The organism is Mesorhizobium japonicum MAFF 303099, assembly GCF_000009625.1.
Lineage (GTDB): Bacteria > Pseudomonadota > Alphaproteobacteria > Rhizobiales > Rhizobiaceae > Mesorhizobium > Mesorhizobium japonicum.
This window is the reverse complement of sequence record NC_002678.2, coordinates 6886388-6902756: the sequence shown is the minus strand read 5'-3', so window position 1 is coordinate 6902756 and position 16369 is coordinate 6886388. Positions and strand designations below refer to the sequence as shown.

At 62.9% G+C, this 16369-nt stretch carries 16 protein-coding genes; 7 read left to right on the top strand and 9 right to left on the bottom strand.

The genetic code is table 11. The features are described from left to right. Positions 1 to 178 precede the first annotated feature (178 nt). Positions 179 to 1822, bottom strand: a complete 1644-nt coding sequence (locus MAFF_RS34125) for a Na+/H+ antiporter (RefSeq protein WP_044550223.1) — start codon at positions 1820 to 1822, stop codon at positions 179 to 181. A 383-nt stretch (positions 1823 to 2205) separates the two neighbouring features. After that, a complete protein-coding gene (locus MAFF_RS34120) occupies positions 2206 to 3459 on the bottom strand; it encodes a L,D-transpeptidase family protein (protein ID WP_032929885.1) in 1254 nt (417 codons plus the stop codon). A 360-nt stretch (positions 3460 to 3819) separates the two neighbouring features. On the opposite strand from MAFF_RS34120, the gene MAFF_RS34115 reads away from it, so the two are divergent. After that, positions 3820 to 4353 (top strand): hypothetical protein, encoded by a 534-nt coding sequence (locus MAFF_RS34115; RefSeq protein WP_010915586.1) that lies wholly within the window; start codon positions 3820 to 3822, stop codon positions 4351 to 4353. Positions 4354 to 4843: 490 nt separating this feature from the next. On the opposite strand, the gene ldtR is transcribed toward MAFF_RS34115, so the two are convergent. From ldtR to MAFF_RS34100, 3 genes are all read right to left on the bottom strand, one after another. Next, positions 4844 to 5359 (bottom strand): transcriptional regulator LdtR, encoded by a 516-nt coding sequence (gene ldtR / locus MAFF_RS34110; RefSeq protein WP_008875359.1) that lies wholly within the window; start codon positions 5357 to 5359, stop codon positions 4844 to 4846. Between the two features lie 238 nt (positions 5360 to 5597). After that, entirely contained in the window at positions 5598 to 6020 is a 423-nt protein-coding gene (locus MAFF_RS34105) for a DUF6163 family protein (protein ID WP_010915585.1), read from the bottom strand. After that, on the bottom strand, positions 6017 to 7060 hold the full coding sequence (locus tag MAFF_RS34100) for an enoyl-CoA hydratase/isomerase family protein (protein WP_010915584.1): 1044 nt from the start codon (positions 7058 to 7060) through the stop codon (positions 6017 to 6019). The genes MAFF_RS34105 and MAFF_RS34100 overlap by 4 nt, the downstream gene beginning before the upstream one ends. Here MAFF_RS34100 and MAFF_RS34095 point away from each other — a divergent pair. From MAFF_RS34095 to MAFF_RS34085, 3 genes are all read left to right on the top strand, one after another. Next, positions 6999 to 8066, top strand: a complete 1068-nt coding sequence (locus tag MAFF_RS34095; RefSeq protein ID WP_244420694.1) for a DUF2066 domain-containing protein — start codon at positions 6999 to 7001, stop codon at positions 8064 to 8066. The two genes, MAFF_RS34100 and MAFF_RS34095, sit on opposite strands and share 62 nt — an antisense overlap. A 150-nt stretch (positions 8067 to 8216) precedes the next feature. Beyond that, entirely contained in the window at positions 8217 to 9248 is a 1032-nt protein-coding gene (gene hemB, locus MAFF_RS34090) for a porphobilinogen synthase (RefSeq protein WP_010915582.1), read from the top strand. A gap of 382 nt (positions 9249 to 9630) precedes the next feature. After that, the gene (locus MAFF_RS34085; RefSeq protein WP_010915581.1) at positions 9631 to 10278 is read left to right on the top strand and encodes a dihydrofolate reductase family protein; all 648 of its coding nucleotides are present in this window, start codon (positions 9631 to 9633) and stop codon (positions 10276 to 10278) included. Positions 10279 to 10330: 52 nt separating this feature from the next. Here the strand turns inward: MAFF_RS34085 and ppk2 are convergent, their stop codons facing one another. Next, positions 10331 to 11251 carry a polyphosphate kinase 2 gene (gene ppk2 / locus MAFF_RS34080; RefSeq protein WP_044550210.1) on the bottom strand — a complete coding sequence of 307 codons (921 nt, stop codon included), beginning with the start codon at positions 11249 to 11251 and terminating at the stop codon, positions 10331 to 10333. A 284-nt stretch (positions 11252 to 11535) separates the two neighbouring features. On the opposite strand from ppk2, the gene MAFF_RS34075 reads away from it, so the two are divergent. Continuing rightward, complete coding sequence (locus MAFF_RS34075) at positions 11536 to 12579, top strand: aldo/keto reductase (RefSeq protein ID WP_010915579.1); 1044 nt, start codon at positions 11536 to 11538, stop codon at positions 12577 to 12579. Between the two features lie 18 nt (positions 12580 to 12597). Here MAFF_RS34075 and MAFF_RS34070 read toward each other — a convergent pair whose 3' ends face one another. Beyond that, positions 12598 to 13569 carry a glycosyl transferase family 90 gene (locus tag MAFF_RS34070; RefSeq protein WP_010915578.1) on the bottom strand — a complete coding sequence of 324 codons (972 nt, stop codon included), beginning with the start codon at positions 13567 to 13569 and terminating at the stop codon, positions 12598 to 12600. A gap of 199 nt (positions 13570 to 13768) precedes the next feature. Between MAFF_RS34070 and MAFF_RS40185 the strand changes: the two genes are divergently transcribed. Then, positions 13769 to 13915, top strand: coding sequence for a hypothetical protein (locus MAFF_RS40185; RefSeq protein WP_019857598.1), 147 nt, complete (start codon positions 13769 to 13771; stop codon positions 13913 to 13915). Positions 13916 to 13969: 54 nt separating this feature from the next. Here MAFF_RS40185 and MAFF_RS34065 read toward each other — a convergent pair whose 3' ends face one another. Together MAFF_RS34065 and MAFF_RS34060 are read right to left on the bottom strand one after the other, a co-directional pair. Further along, positions 13970 to 14230, bottom strand: a complete 261-nt coding sequence (locus MAFF_RS34065; protein ID WP_010915577.1) for a DUF982 domain-containing protein — start codon at positions 14228 to 14230, stop codon at positions 13970 to 13972. A 102-nt stretch (positions 14231 to 14332) separates the two neighbouring features. Beyond that, entirely contained in the window at positions 14333 to 14998 is a 666-nt protein-coding gene (locus MAFF_RS34060) for a GntR family transcriptional regulator (protein WP_032933350.1), read from the bottom strand. A 117-nt stretch (positions 14999 to 15115) separates the two neighbouring features. On the opposite strand from MAFF_RS34060, the gene MAFF_RS34055 reads away from it, so the two are divergent. Next, positions 15116 to 16369, top strand: coding sequence for a multidrug efflux MFS transporter (locus MAFF_RS34055; protein WP_010915575.1), 1254 nt, complete (start codon positions 15116 to 15118; stop codon positions 16367 to 16369).

The window sequence follows — 16369 nt, the reverse complement described above, 5'->3', positions numbered from 1 at the left end:
GGTTCGGGGCAATTTGTTTATGCCTATCGTTGCCCCAAAACCGCTGCACACTTTTGGGCGACACGCATTGCCGCGCCATTAACACAGTTGTTTTCGACCCGCCACGTTTGCGACGCGAAATTTGCTGGCCGGTTTGCGGCAGAGACTGCAAATCCGCAGCCCCCGAGCATCACCGGTCCTATTTCCGTGTCTGTCTGCCGTTCAAAAGGGCCTCCGAGAGGGTGATCTCGGTGAACAGCGCCCGCGCTGTGTGGTCGTTGATCTCGCCGCGGCGAAGCATGGCGCGCAACGCGTCACGCTCGGCTGCGATACCGGCGAGCCTCAGATCGGTCTCCAGCCTTCCCGCCTCGCGCATCTCGGCGCGCGCCTCATCGGCCTCGTCGGACGCCGCGATGCGGCGCCGATAGGCAGCGACGATGCCGTTGGCGGCGGCGAGCTTGAGGCCGGGCACATCGCCCTCCTCCTCATCCGTCTGCGCAAGGCTCTCAAGGTGAGCGATCGCCGCCTTCGCCGCGCCGACACGCGCCATGCGTTCCTCGGCAGCACCGGCGTCTTCGCCGGGCTCGACCAAGCCGCGCGCGATCACCGGCAAGGCCAGGCTTGCGATCAGCAGGGAGCAGATGATGACGCCGGCGGCGAGGAAGATGACCAGGTCGCGCGCGGGGAATGGCGAACCGTCCTGCAAGGCCAGCGGCAGCGACAATATGCCGGCCAGTGTGATGGCGCCGCGCACGCCAGCCACCGATCCGGCGAGCCGCACGCGCAGGCCGAACGGTTCGGCCTTGCGCTTGCCGAGCCGCGCCGCAAAACCCGCTGTGATGTCGCCGATCCAGATCCAGACGAAGCGGAGCGCGATCAGGCAAAGGGTCAGCAGCAGAACCGTCAGCACCGGCTCCAGAAGCCAATGGCGGCTGGACAGCTCGGGCGGCACCTTGCGAATGATTTCGGGGAGTTGCAGGCCGAGCACGATGAACAGCGCGCCGTTGAAGACGAAGGAAAACGTCGTCCACAAGGAGATCGTCTGCATGCGCGCAGAGACGCCGAGAAAGCGGAATATGCCGGTGCTCCCGGTCAGCAGGCCGGCGGTCACAGCGGCCAGGATGCCCGAGGCCCCGAAATTCTCGGCGCCAAGATAGGCGACGAAGGGAAGCAGGATGGTGATCAGCACCTGCGGCTCGGCCGGTACGCCGCCGATGCGGTTCAAGAGTTGCAGTGCCTTGGCGGCAACGAACAAGGCGGCCACTCCAGCTACGATCCCGGCAGCCACGGCGTAGAGAAAACTCAGCGAAGCGGCGGCAAAGGAAAAACTGCCGGTCAATGCCGCCGCGACGGCAAAGCGGAACATGACCAGGCCCGACGCATCGTTGAGCAGGGACTCGCCTTCCAGAATGTGCATCAGCCGCGCCGGGACGACATTCCTGTCGACGATCGAGGAGACGGCCACCGCATCGGTCGGCGACAGCACCGCCGCGAGCGCGAAGGCAACGACCAGCGGAATGCTCGGCACCAGCCAATGCAAGGCATAGCCAAAACCGACTATGGTGAAGAAGACGAGGCCGATGGCGAGGTCAAGGATCGGGCCGCGCAGCGCCATCAGCTCGCGCTTGGGTGCGCCGAAGGCGTCGCTGAACAGCAGCGGTGGAATGAACACCAGCAGGAACAGTTCCGGATCGATCTCGACATGGATGCCGCGCACCGGCCAGGCAAGGGCAGCGCCTATCGCGATCTGCAGGACCGGCAGCGGCACCCGCACCAGCCGCACCAGCGCGCCGGAAACGGCGACGAAAACGAGCACGACGAGGACGAAGATGGCGGCTTGCATGGCGCGATTCCGGCTGTTTGGCGAACCATGCGCAATCGTCGGCGTCGCGTCCAGACAGCGCCGGACGGCAATGGCGGACGGGCAGCAGACTGTATGGCCAGCATCGAGCTGATAACAGAAAAAGGCCGGCACCTGGCGTCAACGCAAGGCTGCCTAGGGGGACCAGGTGGCCGGCCGCACACCGCGCGCGCCACGGCCGGCGAGCGTATGCACAGCGCCGGTGTCCAGGGATTCGGACGTGAATGCCGGATGTCGGCGCTGCTCCTTTTCTGGATAATCGAGCATCGTCCAGCATCAACCTCCCGATGCGTCGAAACGACCAACGATCCCCCAAACAAAAAGGCCGCCCTTTCGAGCGGCCTTTCGTTAGAACTATCAGTCTCTTAGAGCGAAGAGGTAATCTGCAGTTCGCTGGCGCCGTCCAACGCGTAAACGTCGTCGCGGAATTGCACGACGCCGGGTCCAGTCGACCAGGCCGAGAGATAGAGGAAGTGCACCGGCACCGGGTTGGTGACCTGGATCGGCGTGTTCTGGCCGGTCTTGATCGCGGCCTCGAAATGCTGACGGTCCCAGCCGGGCGTGTCGCGCAGGATCCAGGTGACGAGATCGCGCACGTTCTGAACGCGCACGCAGCCCGAGGAATCGAAGCGCATCATCTTGCCGAACAGGCTCTGCTGCGGCGTGTCGTGCATGTAGACGCCGTCCGGGCTCGGGAAGTTGATCTTGACCGACGCCATGGCGTTTTCCGAACCGGGATCCTGGCGGAACCGGTACTTGGCCGCATCATCCGTCGACCAGTCCACATTCATCGGATCGACTTCGCTGCCATCCGGCGCGAACAGCCGGATGTGGCTGTTCTTCAGATAGTTGGGATCCTTCCGCATCAACGGAATGATGTCCTTGCGCACAATCGAGACCGGCGCGTTCCAGTATGGATTGACGATGATTTCGTTGATCTTGGAATTGACGATCGGCGTCTGGCGATCGATCTTGCCGACAATAGCGGTGTGGCGCAGTACGACACGGTCATTCTCAACCGCTTCGATCTGTGCGGCCGGAATGTCGACGAGCACATAGCGGCTGCCGAGCGTGCCGGCCTTCTCCTTCAGCCGCTGCAGATTGGTCTGCAGCTGGCCGAGCCGGATCTGCGCTGAAACATTCATCGCCGCATAGGTGTATTTGCCCATGGAGCCGTCGGCCGGCAAGCCGTGGCGCAACTGGAACCGCTTGACGGCCGAATCGACATAGGAATCGAAGGCCGTCGAAATACCAGCGCTCTGCGACAGGTCGCCGGAAACCATCAGCCGCTTGCGCAACGGCACCACGTCCGGGTCATCGACGCCGAGTTCCAGTTTCTTGGTCGCGGGAACCTCTACCCAGCCGCCCTGCCCGACAATGTTCTGATACTGCGCGACCGCCTGCTCGGTAAACGCAACGGTCTGCGTGCTGAAGATCGGCAGCGTCGAGGCCACCTTGCCGCCTTCGCTGGCGCGGGCATCGAACTGGTCGTCCCAATTGCCGCGGGCCGAGGATTTCAGGATATCCCCGATCACATCCTGCGCGCTCGCACGGCCGGCCACCATGGCTGCGGCGAGCAACGAGGCTCCGGAAAGGAAAAAGCGGCGGCTGGTTCTCATGGACGTTCCAGACATTCCTGTAGCATTCGATCAAGGGGCGATTTGCCCGCACTCTAAAGTTGGCAATCTTAACAATTAGCCAACCATGTCGGCATCGGTTCGGCCACAAACGCGTGACGCACCGTCCGGTTCCGGGTGAACACACGGCCTGGACCACAGCCTCACCGGCATCCTCGGTTCCATTGGAATATGGCGGCAACGTGGCCTTGGCCCGCGATTTGCTTCGGGCGACGCAGCGAAATGAAGAGCCCGTGCTTTTTCGGTACCGATGCGCGATCGGCGGCCGCGACATCGACCAATGAACCGCTGGCCGATGATGATGATACACTGACAAGCCAGTCCAACGCGAGGAATGAGACCATGCCAGGTGTCCTTTCAGTCGTCGCGGCCTTCGCTTTGGCCGGAGGTCCAAACGGCAGCAGCCCAACGCCGGAGGAAACGGTTGCCTATTTCGTGCACGGCCTGGAACGGGGCGCGATCCCCAAATACGGGCAGCAGGCCGATGAACCGCTGAAGCAGGTGTCCAGATCGCCGGCGGTCTTTACCAGCACCGGCCCGAACGAGGTTGGCGACAGAACTGAAACGCTGAGGTTCATCGTCACCCGGCTGGACGATTGCACCTACAGAGCCGAACAGCAGTTCGAGGAGGACGGCGCCATCTATTACCGCCTGACCTACGAACTGCGACTTGGCGGCGTAACCGGCCTGTCGTTCGACAATCCGCCGGTAACCATCGCGCTGAAGGGACTAATGAAGATATGCACGACCGACACCGAGGGCAGTTGCGACCTGACGCGTGAGCCCGAAACGATTGGTCCGTTCTTCGGCGAGCCAGGCCAGGCCGAACAGGCGCTTGCCTACTTCCACGAGGAATTCTGCCCGCTGAAGCCGTAGGTCCGAAGAAATCTGCCGCTGCACCGGGATTCGCGGCTCCATAGGACTCCGCACGGCGGACATGGAGGACAGCATGGATGGCCGGATTTACAAGCTCTACAGCTACTACGCCTCGCACTTGTAGTTTTTCAAAGATGAGCGGCCCGCGAAGTGGGCGATTGGCCATCATGTGCGCCAAAATCGCTACACGACCGACGAATATTGAGGCGGCTCTGGCCGAGCACGAGCGCCTGAAAGCCGACCCATCCCCAATGCTTCACATCACTGAACGGCAGCTCGAAGACATGGTGGCCAACGCCACGCTCTCGACTATCCCGCCAGAGCTACGCCGCTAAGGGGGGATTAGTGGCCCAGACCGTCAGGGAAGCCGGCGGAGCCCGTAGCCGGTAGGCCCAAAAGAAAGGGCCGATGCCTTTCGGCACCGGCCTTGACCAGAGGTCGACATTTCGGCCGCGCTTCTATGGCGCGGGCCAGATCTGATGCGGATGGCTTACATACGATACGCGATGGTGTCGTTCCAGAAGCGGTCGAGCCGCTGCAGGGCGCGGTTCATCTGCTTGAACTCATCGGTGTTGATGCCGCCGACCTGCTCGATCGAGCCGACATGGCGCTCATAGAGACCGGCGACGACCTCGGCCACCTCGTTGCCCTTCGGCGTCAGCGAAACGCGGACCGAACGGCGGTCGATGCGCGAGCGCTGGTGGTTGATGAAGCCGAGATCGACCAGCTTCTTCAGATTGTAGGAGACGTTCGAGCCGAGATAGTAGCCACGCGAACGCAGCTCGCCGGCGGTCAGCTCGGAATTGCCGATGTTGAAGAGCAGCAGCGCCTGGATGGCGTTGATGTCGGAACGGCCATTGCGGTCGAATTCGTCCTTGATGACATCAAGCAGGCGGCGGTGCAGCCGCTCGACCAGCTGCAGCGATTCCATGTACAGTGAACGGATAGCCTCGCGGCGATCGTCGGAAACGTTGGCGGTCTTCGCCGCCGGACGCGAATTGATCATTGTCTTTGCCTCTCGTTTGTCGCCCTGGTGATTTTTTGTTTTTCACCTTGATCGCGACACTATCGAATACTCATAAAATTCGACTTAAACGCTAGGGCTAACAAGAGCTTACCGGTAAGAGGTTTCGGAAGAGGCTTAACGAACGGTCACCCGAGTAAGGATAATTAACCTAAAGGCTTAGGCAGTCATCGCAGCCCTCGATCCGGGCGTTCGCCAGGTCGTCAATGCCCTCAACGGCTTAGTGCCGAACCGGGCGTTTCTGCAGCCAGATGACGACGCGAAAGACGATGTAGAGCAGCGCCACCGCCGCATGCGAGATGACAACCAGCAGCCGATGGCCGAAAAGCTCGGGGAAACCGGCATACATGACGGTCTCGGTGACCGCGCAGATGAACCAGATAACCGGACCCCACGAGGCCAGCATCCACAACCCCGCCGCGGCAAAGGGGAAAAACACGGCGAGCACCACCGCAGCCACCTGCCAGTGCACCGGCATCAGGTCGAAGCGCCACAGCGGGCCTGGATAGAAGCCGATCAGCTTGATCCAGTACAGGATGCCGAACAGCAGGCAGTAACCCGCGATGACGCGCTGGAACCAGGCGAAGATCACCTCGATCGTCGAGGGCTGCAGCACGACGCGTCTCGACGTCACCTCGCTCATACCTGGAGTTCCTGTTCGCCGAGCGGAGCGAAATAGGCCTCGACATCCGCCTCGCCGACCGCGTCGAGGCTTGCCGGCCGCCATTGCGGCTTCGACCCCTTGTCGATGATGGCGGCGCGGATGCCTTCGTAGAAATCGTGGCCCGCAAGCATGCGGTTGAGGATGCGGAACTCCATCTTCATGCACTCGTCCATCGACAAGGTCTGCCCGGCGCTGATCTGCCGCCAGGCGACGCGAAGGCTGGTGGGCGAGCGCGTGCGCATCGTCGCCAGGGTCTTTGCCGCGAATTCATCGGTGCCCGCCGCGCGATCCAGACTGTCGATGACATCCTGCAGCGAAGGCTGAGCGAAATGGCGGGAGATCGCTTCCAGCGTCGGCCTGTCGGTCTCCCGCTTTGCCTGGACAAAGAACCCGCGCAGCACCGCTTCCGGATCGCCGGTCAGCACCAGCCGATCGAGAAAGCTTGCCTGGTCTTCGGCCTTGATGGTGTGGGTGGCCAGCCCCGACCACAGCGCATCGCCATAGCGGATGCGGTTGCCGGTCAAGGCCAGATACATGCCGAAGGAACCGCCAAGGTCCGGCAGCAAATGGCTGGCGCCGACATCCGGGAAAAAGCCGATGCCGACCTCCGGCATGGCGAACTGGGCATTCTCGGTCATCACCCGGTGCGAGCCGTGGAAGGAAATACCGACGCCGCCGCCCATGACGATGCCGTCGATGAGCGCCACATAGGGTTTCTTGAAGCTGTTGATGCGGGCGTTCAGCCGATACTCGTCGGCGAAGAACTCGACCGGCGGCTTTCCGGCCCGGCCGGCTTCGTAGATGTGCAGGATGTCGCCTCCGGCCGAAAATGCCCTGCCCTCGGCCTTGACGACGACGACATCCACGCCGTCGTCGCGCTCCCAGGCACGCAGGGCCACGCCCAGCGCCATGACCATGCGATGGGTGACGGCATTGAGCGCCTGCGGCCGCGTCAGCGTGACGACGCCGGCCCTGCCCAAGCGCTCGAAGCGAATTTCGTCGCCTCCATCAAAATCCATCGCCAGAGAATCCCTCCCCCGCGCCTGCGGGACTGAAGTGCTAAAGGCGGCGCTTGGGTGCGTCAATGGCAGCAGCCTCTGCGCCGTGGTCTTGGCGACCAGCGGCGGCCGGTGCTACGAAGATCGCCGCCGTCGCAAGCGACGCCGATATTGCGGCGTGGACGGCTTCGGGGAACAGTTGGCCATGCCCGGATTTCTTCGTGCCGTGCTTTTGACGGTCGTACTTGTGACAACCGGCTTTGCACCGCGTGCTGCATTCGCCATCACGACCGACGATCTCTACCAGTCGCGGACCATCGTCACCGGACAGGGCGAGGTGAACCGCCGGATAGGCTTCAGGGCTTGCCTGGACCGGGTCCTGGTCAGGGTTTCAGGCGATCAACGCCTGCTGGAGAAACCCGAAATGGCGGCTATGCGCGACAAGGCCGGCGATTTTGTCGACGCCTTCCGCTACCACGACCGGCTGGAGGGCATTCCGATCCATGACGAGCAAGGCACGCATGACCGGCCGCATGATCTGACCTGTCTCTACAAGCCCACCACGGTCGACAAGCTGCTCGCGCAGCTTGGCAGCAAACCCTGGCTTGGCGAGCGGCCAACGCTCGCCGTCTTTCTCACCGTCGAACAGGGCGGGAGACATTTCGCGCTCAGCACCGAGGAAGAGCGAGGCAAGGCGATGCGCGAGTCTTTCGCCAATGCCACCGATCCGCTGTTGATGCATGTCGTATTTCCGAAGGCGGAGCAGTTGGCCGATCTGGGGGAAAAAGAGCTACGCAACGACGATATGGCAAGGCTGGATCTGCTGGCCAAACAAGCCGGTGGCGCGCAAGCGCTCGCCGGCAGCATCGTATGGAGCGACAAGGAACTCGGCTGGATCGCCGATTGGCGCCTCGCCGATCACGGCAAGACCTATCGCTGGCAGGTGCGTGGCGTCAGCTTCGACGAGGCGTTCCGTGTGGCAATTGGAGGCGCTGCGCAGATTCTTTCGGGTAACGGCCAGCCTTGACCGGATGGGCATGGCCGGACAGCGCCCCTCTGTCCTGCCGGGCCTCTGCCCCACGAGGGAGGAGATTGGCGGCTTCGGCCTGGCACAATCGTGTCGCATTGGTCAGCGACAGGGGCTCGTGATAAAACCCGCTGATCCGGAGTATTGGCCATGAACAAATTCACCCCGACAAAGCCGGCCGGCGCGCGCAGCGTCGACGACGTCACCGGCAGCCGCCGCCTGCGCCGCATGCGCAAGGCCGACTGGTCGCGCCGCCTGGTGCAGGAGAACCGGCTTACGGTCGACGACCTGATCTGGCCGATTTTCGTTGTCGAGGGCAGGAACGTACGCGAGCCGATCGCCGCCATGCCCGGCGTCTTCCGCCTGTCGGTCGATCTTGCCGTCAAGGAGGCTGAACGCGCGGCCAAGCTCGGCATTCCGGCGCTCGCCACCTTCCCCAATGTCGAACTGGCCTTACGCGACCAGACCGGCTCGCACATCCTCGACCCGGAAAACATCATCAACCGCGCCACGCGCGCGATCAAGGACGCGGTGCCCGGGATCGGCATCATCACCGACGCCGCGCTCGACCCGTTCACCAGCCACGGCCATGACGGCATCCTGCGCGACGGCATCATCGTCAACGACGAAACGGTCGAACAGGTCGCGGCGGCGGCCGTCATCCAGGCAGCGGCCGGCGCCGACATCATCGCGCCTTCCGACATGATGGACGGCCGCATCGGCGCCATCCGCGACGCGCTCGACGCCAATGGTTTTCAGGACGTGGCGATCATGTCCTATGCGACCAAGTTCGCCTCGGCCTTCTACGGCCCCTATCGCGAGGCCGTCGGCACCGCCGGCCTGCTCAAGGGCGACAAGAAGACCTACTACATCGACCATGCCAATTCGGACGAGGCGGTGCGCGAGGCCGAGCAGGACATCGCCGAGGGCGCCGACATGCTGATGGTCAAGCCCGGCCTGCCCTATCTCGACATCATCCGCCGGCTGAAGGACGAATTCCAGATGCCGACCTTCGCCTACCAGGTGTCGGGCGAATATTCGATGATCAAGGCGGCGGGCGCCAATGGCTGGATCGACGGCGAGAAGGCGATGCTGGAATCGCTGCTCGCCTTCAAGCGCGCCGGCTGCGACGGCATCTTGACCTATTTCGCGCCCGAAGTGGCCGAAATGCTGAAGGGGTAGCCTCCCCGGCAAAGCCTTTCAGTAGATGTCACCACTCTTTCGACCGGTCGGCGGTTCTTTCGAATTCCCGCAGACAAAGACAGGCAGCGGCGGCTATGATACGCGCACGGCCGGAGGCGGCCGGCAGCCCGCATGTCGCCAGGAGGCATGGCGAATGCCTCCAGAGGATGCTTCCTGACCCGCTTCACCCGTCGGGCGATCGGCGGCCGTCCCAGCGGCCGGTTATCATCCGAACCGATCACCACGAAACAATACGGACATCGCTTGGCGGCGAGGTCCGGGCACGTGTCCTTTCGCCTTGGAAAATAGCGCTTGCAATTCGCAATCGGTTTGCTAAACAACAACCGATTGCAAAATACAACTGGTTACCGAGGAGACTTTTATGTCCATGCTGCGTGTCAACGTATTCACCCTATCGCTCGACGGCTATGGCGCCGGCCCCGATCAGGATCTGCAAAATCCGCTCGGCATCGGTGGGGAATCCTTGCACAAGTGGTTTGTCGGCACCCGCACTTTCCGTAAGATGGTGCTCGGGCAAGATGGCGGCACCACCGACATCAACGAGGCGTTCGCCGCGCGCAGTTTCGAAAATGTCGGCGCCTGGATCCTCGGCCGCAACATGTTCGGGCCGATCCGCGGCGAATGGCCTGACGACAGCTGGAAAGGCTGGTGGGGCGACAACCCTCCCTACCATGTGCCGGTTTTCGTGCTGACGCACCACGCGCGGGCACCCATCACGATGGAAGGCGGCACGACCTTCTATTTTGTGACCGACGGCATCCATTCGGCGCTCGAGCAGGCAAAGGCGGCCGCCGGCGGCAAGGACGTGCGGATCGGCGGCGGCGTCGCCACCATCCGGCAATATCTGCAGGAGAGCTTGATCGACGAGATGCATCTGGCAATCTCGCCGGTGCTGCTTGGCGAGGGCGAGCACCTCTTCGCCGGCCTGGATATGTTGAAGCTTGGATATCAATGCAGCGAGCAGGTGGCGACTGCGCTTGCCACGCATGTGGTGATCAAGCGGGGTTAGGTGGGGAGCGTAATCTCCCCCCACGTGGGGGGAGATCGCAGCTTCATCCGCCTCAATACTTTTCCGGCACGTACAGTTCGCGCGGCAGCGTCTGGCGCTCGTATTCGGGATTGAAGACGCGTTCCGGCAGCGTGATCTCCTCGTGCGGCACCTCTTCATACGGCATCTGCTTGAGCAGATGATCGATGCAGTTCAGCCGCGCCCGCTTCTTGTCATTGCCCTCGACGATGAACCAGGGCGCCTCGGGAATGTTGGTACGGGCGAAGGTTTCTTCCTTGGCCTTGGTGTACTGCTCCCAGCGCACGCGCGACTGCAGATCCATCGGCGACAGTTTCCACTGCTTCATCGGGTCATGGATGCGCATCAGGAAGCGCATCTGTTGTTCCTCGTCGGTGATCGAGAACCAGTATTTGACCACGGTGATGCCTGAGCGCACCAGCATGCGCTCGAACTCGGGGACGTCGCGGAAAAATTCCTCGACCTGGCCGGCATCGGCAAAGCCCATCACCCGCTCGACGCCGGAGCGGTTGTACCAGGAGCGGTCGAACAGCACGATCTCGCCGCCTGCCGGCAGATGCGGGACATAGCGCTGGAAATACCATTGCGACTTCTCGCGTTCGGTCGGCGCCGGCAGCGCCACGACACGGCAGATGCGCGGGTTGAGCCGCTGGGTTATGCGCTTGATGACGCCGCCCTTGCCGGCGGAGTCACGACCCTCGAAAATCACCACCAGCTTCTTCTTGTGGTAGGCGACCCAGGACTGCAGCTTGATCAATTCGGACTGCAGGGTGATCAGGTCGCGAAAATATTGCATGCGGTCGATCGAAGGCGGATGCGCGTTCTTGTAGATCTTGGCGATCTCCATCGACAGCGCCGGCTCCGACATTTCGAGCTCATAATCTTCGTCGAGCGTGTCGGCGAGCTCGGCTTCGAGCCAGTCCTTGGCGGGAGAATTCTGTCTTAGCTCAGTCATTTGCACTGCTCCGCTTGCAAGCCCTGTCGGTTCCCATACGGCGCCCCAAATTGCTGGCCAGCAGCCTGGAAGGGAAACACCTGAGCCGACTTCAATATAGACCGGCAGTGACGGTTTTATTGCAGCCCGGGCGCGATATAGCGGCCGCGCGGCGTCCGCTCTGTCCAATCGATCCATCACCATGGCATGGCGACAAGCCGGCCGAATTGTCCTACAAATCCCCAGTCGCATTGCGGGCTGCCCTTCGGCCCCGCCCCCAATTCAACACAATCGCGAGGACTGACATGGAATACCGCACCCTTGGCCGTTCGGGCCTGAAGGTTTCGACACTGACTTTGGGCACCATGACCTTCGGCGGCACCGGGCCCTTCGCCGCGGTCGGCAACAGCGATCTTGGCGAAGCCAGGCGCATGATCGACATGTGCATCGACGCCGGCATCAACCTCATCGACACCGCCAATGTCTATTCCAACGGCCTGTCGGAGGAAATCATCGGCGAGGCGCTCGGCGGCAAGCGCAGGAACGACGTGCTGATCGCCTCCAAGGCGCGCATGCGGATCGGCAGTGGACCGAACGACGAAGGCCTGTCGCGCCACCACCTGATCCGCGAATGCGAGAAGAGCCTGAAGCGGCTGAAGACCGACGTCATCGACATCTATTTCGTCCACCAGTGGGACGGGCTTACCCCGGTGGAGGAAACGGTCGCGGCGCTCGACACTTTGGTCAACCAGGGCAAGGTGCGCTATATCGGCTGCTCCAACTGGTCCGGCTGGCAGGTGATGAAGGCGCTCTCGATCAGCGACAGCCGCCACCAGCAGCGCTTCGTCACCCAGCAAATCCACTACACGCTGGAGGCGCGAGAGGCGGAATATGAACTGCTGCCGATCTCGGTCGACCAGGGACTGGGCGTGCTGGTCTGGAGCCCGCTCGCCGGCGGCCTGCTGTCCGGCAAATACCACCGCGACAGCCCGACCGCACGACAACTCGCTGGCTGGTCCGAGCCGCCGATCCGCGACGAGGACCGGCTCTGGCGGATCGTCGATGTGCTGGTCGAGATCGGCAAGGCTCGCGGCGTATCGGCCGCTCAGGTGGCACTGGCCTGGCTGCTCGGCCGCCCCGCCGTCTCCTCGCTGGTGATCGGCGCCCGCAACGATGCCCAGCTCAAGGACAATCTCGCGGCCGCAAGCCTGGCGCTCAGCCCTGAGGAACGCCAGCGCCTCGACGCGGTCAGCCGGCCGCCCGTGCTCTACCCGTATTGGCACCAGCAATTGACGGCAAAGGATCGCTTCGGCCCTGCCGACATGGTTCTCGATCGCAGCGTCATCTGACCATCAGGCCGAGGCGCGCTAGCCCTCGATAAAGCGCCAGAGTTCGGGATCCGGTTCGATCTGGCCGCTGAGCACGAAATATTTGTAGAGCACGAGCAGGGAGATCGCCTGCTCGGCTCGCTCATTGGAGAATTTCCGGCAATAGGCATTGGCCCCGGCAATGATGCGCTCTGCCTGCGCCGGATGGCGTTCGAAATAGCGCACCTTTTCGCCGAGATCGGCGAAATCCGGATCGAGCGGCACATAGTGGACATTGGCCTCGAGCTGCTGCTCCGCGAACCATGTCTCGTATGTCGGCGGCGGCATCAGGCAAAGCGACTTCGAGTTCAGGATCCATTTAAGGTTGGTCGCCACGTCATTGCCCTCGAGCGAGACGATGTAGCGGTAGCGCTGGTGCTGGCTGATGCTGAGAAAGGGCTTGGCGTATTCGGCCGGTGCGTTCGGCTTGTGCGAGCCGGCATCGCAGAATGGCAGGTCGCGCACCGCTTGCAGAAACCGTGTCCTGATCGGATTGTTGAGGTCGCCGCGCCAGACCACCAAAGGCAGTTTGTTGGCGAACGGGATGGTGTCAGCCGGCATCTGGAAGTGACGGAACTTGTCGAGCTTCATGATGACCGCGTTCTGGTCGTCATCACGGATCGGCCGATCCTTGACGATCGTCGGCACCTTCGGCACGTCCCTGACGTCGCCGAATTCGACGTCGATGAGCAATCCGGGGTCGAAATAGCGGGCGAATTCCTTCAGGTCGTAATAGTACATGGTCGGCGTGAAGGGCAGTTTGCTGATGCGCACCGCATTGGCGCTTGGCGCGAAACCATCCTGCAGCTTGTTGTAGTAATTCAGCCGCCGGCGCGCTGCCTCGTCGGAAAGCATGGCCTGTTCGAGGCGAGTGGCCAGCCTGCGGCGGAACAGGGCTTGTGGAATGACATCGCGCACGACGTTTCGCGCATAGTAGAAAACCCTTGCCGACGTCCGCGCAATTGTGGCCATGACTCACTTGGTCAAAAACAAACGGGCAGCTCTCAAATACGCTGGCGCCCCGCGTTTCCTACATCATTATGGCGCCGATCTGGCAAGCCCCCACGGATCTCCGGGGCCGCGCACGCGCACTGTCGTTTCAGCTGTTGTGTTTGACGGCTAATGCTCCTAGGCAAGGTCAGAGCCGCAAGGCAGGTCAAAAGGAACCGATATGGCGCGAGCACCAAACTACGATCAGGAACGCAAGGAACGCGACCGGCAAAAGGCGGCGAAGAAGGCCGAAAAGCTGGCGGCCAAGGTTGCCGCGCGCGAACGTTCCAAGCCCGAGGCAGAGATCGAAAACGAAACGGCGGAATGACGGCAAAAGGCCCGCATATGCGGGCCTTGCCTCAATCCAGTCTATGGCTCTGCGTCAGGCAGGGGCCTTGTCGCTGACAAAAACGTCCACTTCGCGCGCCGCAGCGATAAAGGCGCGCCGCGCGTTCATGGCCGGCTTGTCGCCGGCCAGCGCATCGTGGCAGGCCTGCAGCGCCGCGCGATGCTTGGGACTGCGCTTGCCGGGCCAGCTGTTGAGCAGGTATTCGGATGCCTCGCGGGCCGTGCGCAAGAGCTGAGTGCTTCCCGCCGTGACGGACTTGACGGTCACGGGTGTTTCAAATCGGTTGTTTTCCATCGCCGCTCTTACGCCATCGGCGTCCGTGAAGCGAGGCCGAAAGTGCGCTTGGCATCAGGCGCCGCCGGTTTTTGCCGGCGAGCGCCCTGCCCCACACAGGTGCTAAGCAGCCACGACGGCAAATCCCCTGGCGCGAAGGCCGCGTCGGTCGTTGGCGAGCGACGTCACCAGCCGGTCGCGGCTGCCGACGATGTGGGCACAAAGCAGGCGGGCCGCCTCATCGGCATCGCCAAGGCGTGCCGCGGCCAGAATGGCGCGGTGTTCGGCCCAGGCGCGACCAAGGGCCGCTTCGTCACGCACCTCCAGCCAGCGGGCGCGGGACAGGCGCGTCATGGCATCACGCACGGCCCTGAACAGGAATTCGTTGCCCGACAGGCGCGCCAGCTCGATGTGAAAATCCATGCCGACACGATGCCACTCCTCGCGCGGCGTATTCTGGTCGCAGGAATCGAGCATCGCCTCGATGACGTCGATGGCGCTGCTTTCGGCATGCATGCATGTCAGCCGCACCGCCGCGACCTCGACCGCTTCGCGGTAGACCGCGATCTGCTCGAGCTCGGCAAGGTTGATGGGCGATACCGTCCAGCCGCGGCCATCCCTGCCCACCAGCCCCTCGGTCTCCAGCCGCAGCAGCGCTGCCCTGACCGGCGTGCGCGAAGCGCCGAAGCGGCCTTCGATCCAACGCTCGGTCAATTTCTCGCCTGGGCCGATCTCGAGCCCCAGGATCATCTCGCGCAACTGCCGTTCGACATTCTGCATCTGCGACATAGCGTTTCCTTGTTCCGAAGCCGCATTGACAGCAGCCGGGTTGGAGTTCATGACGGATACCAGTTTGGTATCCCAAAATGGTATCCGCAACAAGCGCTGATATCGAGCAGGCAGGGCATGACACAGGAAGACACGCAACAGAGCGGCTACAACATCCACTGGCGGCGCAATCTCGCCGTCTGTTTCGCTGGCTCGTTCAGCACGCTCATCGCCATGACCCTGCTGTTGCCCTTCCTGCCGCTTTATGTGGAACAGCTCGGCGCGCAGGGTCACGCCGCCATCGTGCAATGGTCCGGCATCGCCTATGGCGCCACCTTCTTCGCCGCGGCCTTGGTCGCGCCGTTGTGGGGGCGGCTGGGCGACCGCTATGGCCGCAAGGTGATGCTGGTGCGCGCCAGCTTCGGCATGGCGATCTGCATGTCGCTGACCGGCATGGTCGAGACGGTCTGGCAATTGGTGCTGCTGCGCCTGCTGATCGGCTTTGCCGGCGGCTATTCCTCGGGGTCGACCATATTGGTGGCCATGCAGACGCCCAAGGACCGTTCCGGCTGGGCGCTGGGCGTCCTGTCGGCGGGGATAACGGCCGGCTCGCTGGTCGGCCCCCTGATGGGCGGTGCGCTGCCCCCAGTGATCGGCATTCGCGCCACCTTCCTTCTGTCCGGCGGGGTCATTTTCCTGGCCTTCCTGGCAACGACCTTCCTCATCAAGGAGACCCCGCGCCCCAAGCCGGTAAAGGCGGAAAAGGGCGCCAGGCCGAAAAGCGGCTGGTCACGGATTCCGGACAAGCGCCCGGTCGTGGCCATGTTGATAACCGGCATGCTGCTGGCCTTCGCCAACATGTCGATCGAGCCGATCATCACCGTCTATGTGCAGCAGCTCATCGAGGATCAGAGCCGGGTGACGATGGTCGCCGGCGTCGTGATGTCGGCGGCAGCGCTGGGCACCATCCTGTCGGCGTCCTGGCTCGGCAAGCTCGCTGACCGCGTCGGCCACTGGAACGTCGTCGTCGGGGCGCTGGCCGTCTCGGCCCTGCTGCTCATTCCCCAAGCCTTCGTCACCAATGGCTGGCAACTGATCGGGTTGCGCTTCCTGATGGGTCTGGCGCTCGGCGGCTTGCTGCCTTGCATCACCAGCGTCATCCGCCACAACATTCCGGACGGCGTCGGCGGCAATGTGCTTGGCCTGGCGATCTCGGCGCAGTATGTCGGGCAGGTTGCGGGACCGTTGACGGGGGGCTTCGTCGGCGGTCATTTCGGCATGAGGGCTGTGTTTCTCGGCACATCGGTGCTGATGGCCGGCGGCGCTGTCTACAACTGGATCGTCCAGTCGCGGCGCACACGGCATATGGCGCTAGAAGCGCTAGAGTCCTGA

Bases quoted from the DNA above. Each gene is read 5' to 3' on its own strand.
- MAFF_RS34125 (WP_044550223.1), bottom strand. From the start codon at position 1,822: ATGCAAGCCGCCATCTTCGTCCTCGTCGTGCTCGTTTTCGTCGCCGTT.
- MAFF_RS34115 (WP_010915586.1), top strand. From the start codon at position 3,820: ATGCCAGGTGTCCTTTCAGTCGTCGCGGCCTTCGCTTTGGCCGGAGGT.
- ppk2 (WP_044550210.1), bottom strand. From the start codon at position 11,251: ATGACTGAGCTAAGACAGAATTCTCCCGCCAAGGACTGGCTCGAAGCC.
- MAFF_RS34100 (WP_010915584.1), bottom strand. From the start codon at position 7,060: ATGGATTTTGATGGAGGCGACGAAATTCGCTTCGAGCGCTTGGGCAGG.
- hemB (WP_010915582.1), top strand. From the start codon at position 8,217: ATGAACAAATTCACCCCGACAAAGCCGGCCGGCGCGCGCAGCGTCGAC.
- MAFF_RS34075 (WP_010915579.1), top strand. From the start codon at position 11,536: ATGGAATACCGCACCCTTGGCCGTTCGGGCCTGAAGGTTTCGACACTG.
- ldtR (WP_008875359.1), bottom strand. From the start codon at position 5,359: ATGATCAATTCGCGTCCGGCGGCGAAGACCGCCAACGTTTCCGACGAT.
- MAFF_RS34060 (WP_032933350.1), bottom strand. From the start codon at position 14,998: ATGTCGCAGATGCAGAATGTCGAACGGCAGTTGCGCGAGATGATCCTG.
- MAFF_RS34085 (WP_010915581.1), top strand. From the start codon at position 9,631: ATGTCCATGCTGCGTGTCAACGTATTCACCCTATCGCTCGACGGCTAT.
- MAFF_RS34120 (WP_032929885.1), bottom strand. From the start codon at position 3,459: ATGAGAACCAGCCGCCGCTTTTTCCTTTCCGGAGCCTCGTTGCTCGCC.
- MAFF_RS34070 (WP_010915578.1), bottom strand. From the start codon at position 13,569: ATGGCCACAATTGCGCGGACGTCGGCAAGGGTTTTCTACTATGCGCGA.
- MAFF_RS40185 (WP_019857598.1), top strand. From the start codon at position 13,769: ATGGCGCGAGCACCAAACTACGATCAGGAACGCAAGGAACGCGACCGG.
- MAFF_RS34055 (WP_010915575.1), top strand. From the start codon at position 15,116: ATGACACAGGAAGACACGCAACAGAGCGGCTACAACATCCACTGGCGG.
- MAFF_RS34065 (WP_010915577.1), bottom strand. From the start codon at position 14,230: ATGGAAAACAACCGATTTGAAACACCCGTGACCGTCAAGTCCGTCACG.
- MAFF_RS34105 (WP_010915585.1), bottom strand. From the start codon at position 6,020: ATGAGCGAGGTGACGTCGAGACGCGTCGTGCTGCAGCCCTCGACGATC.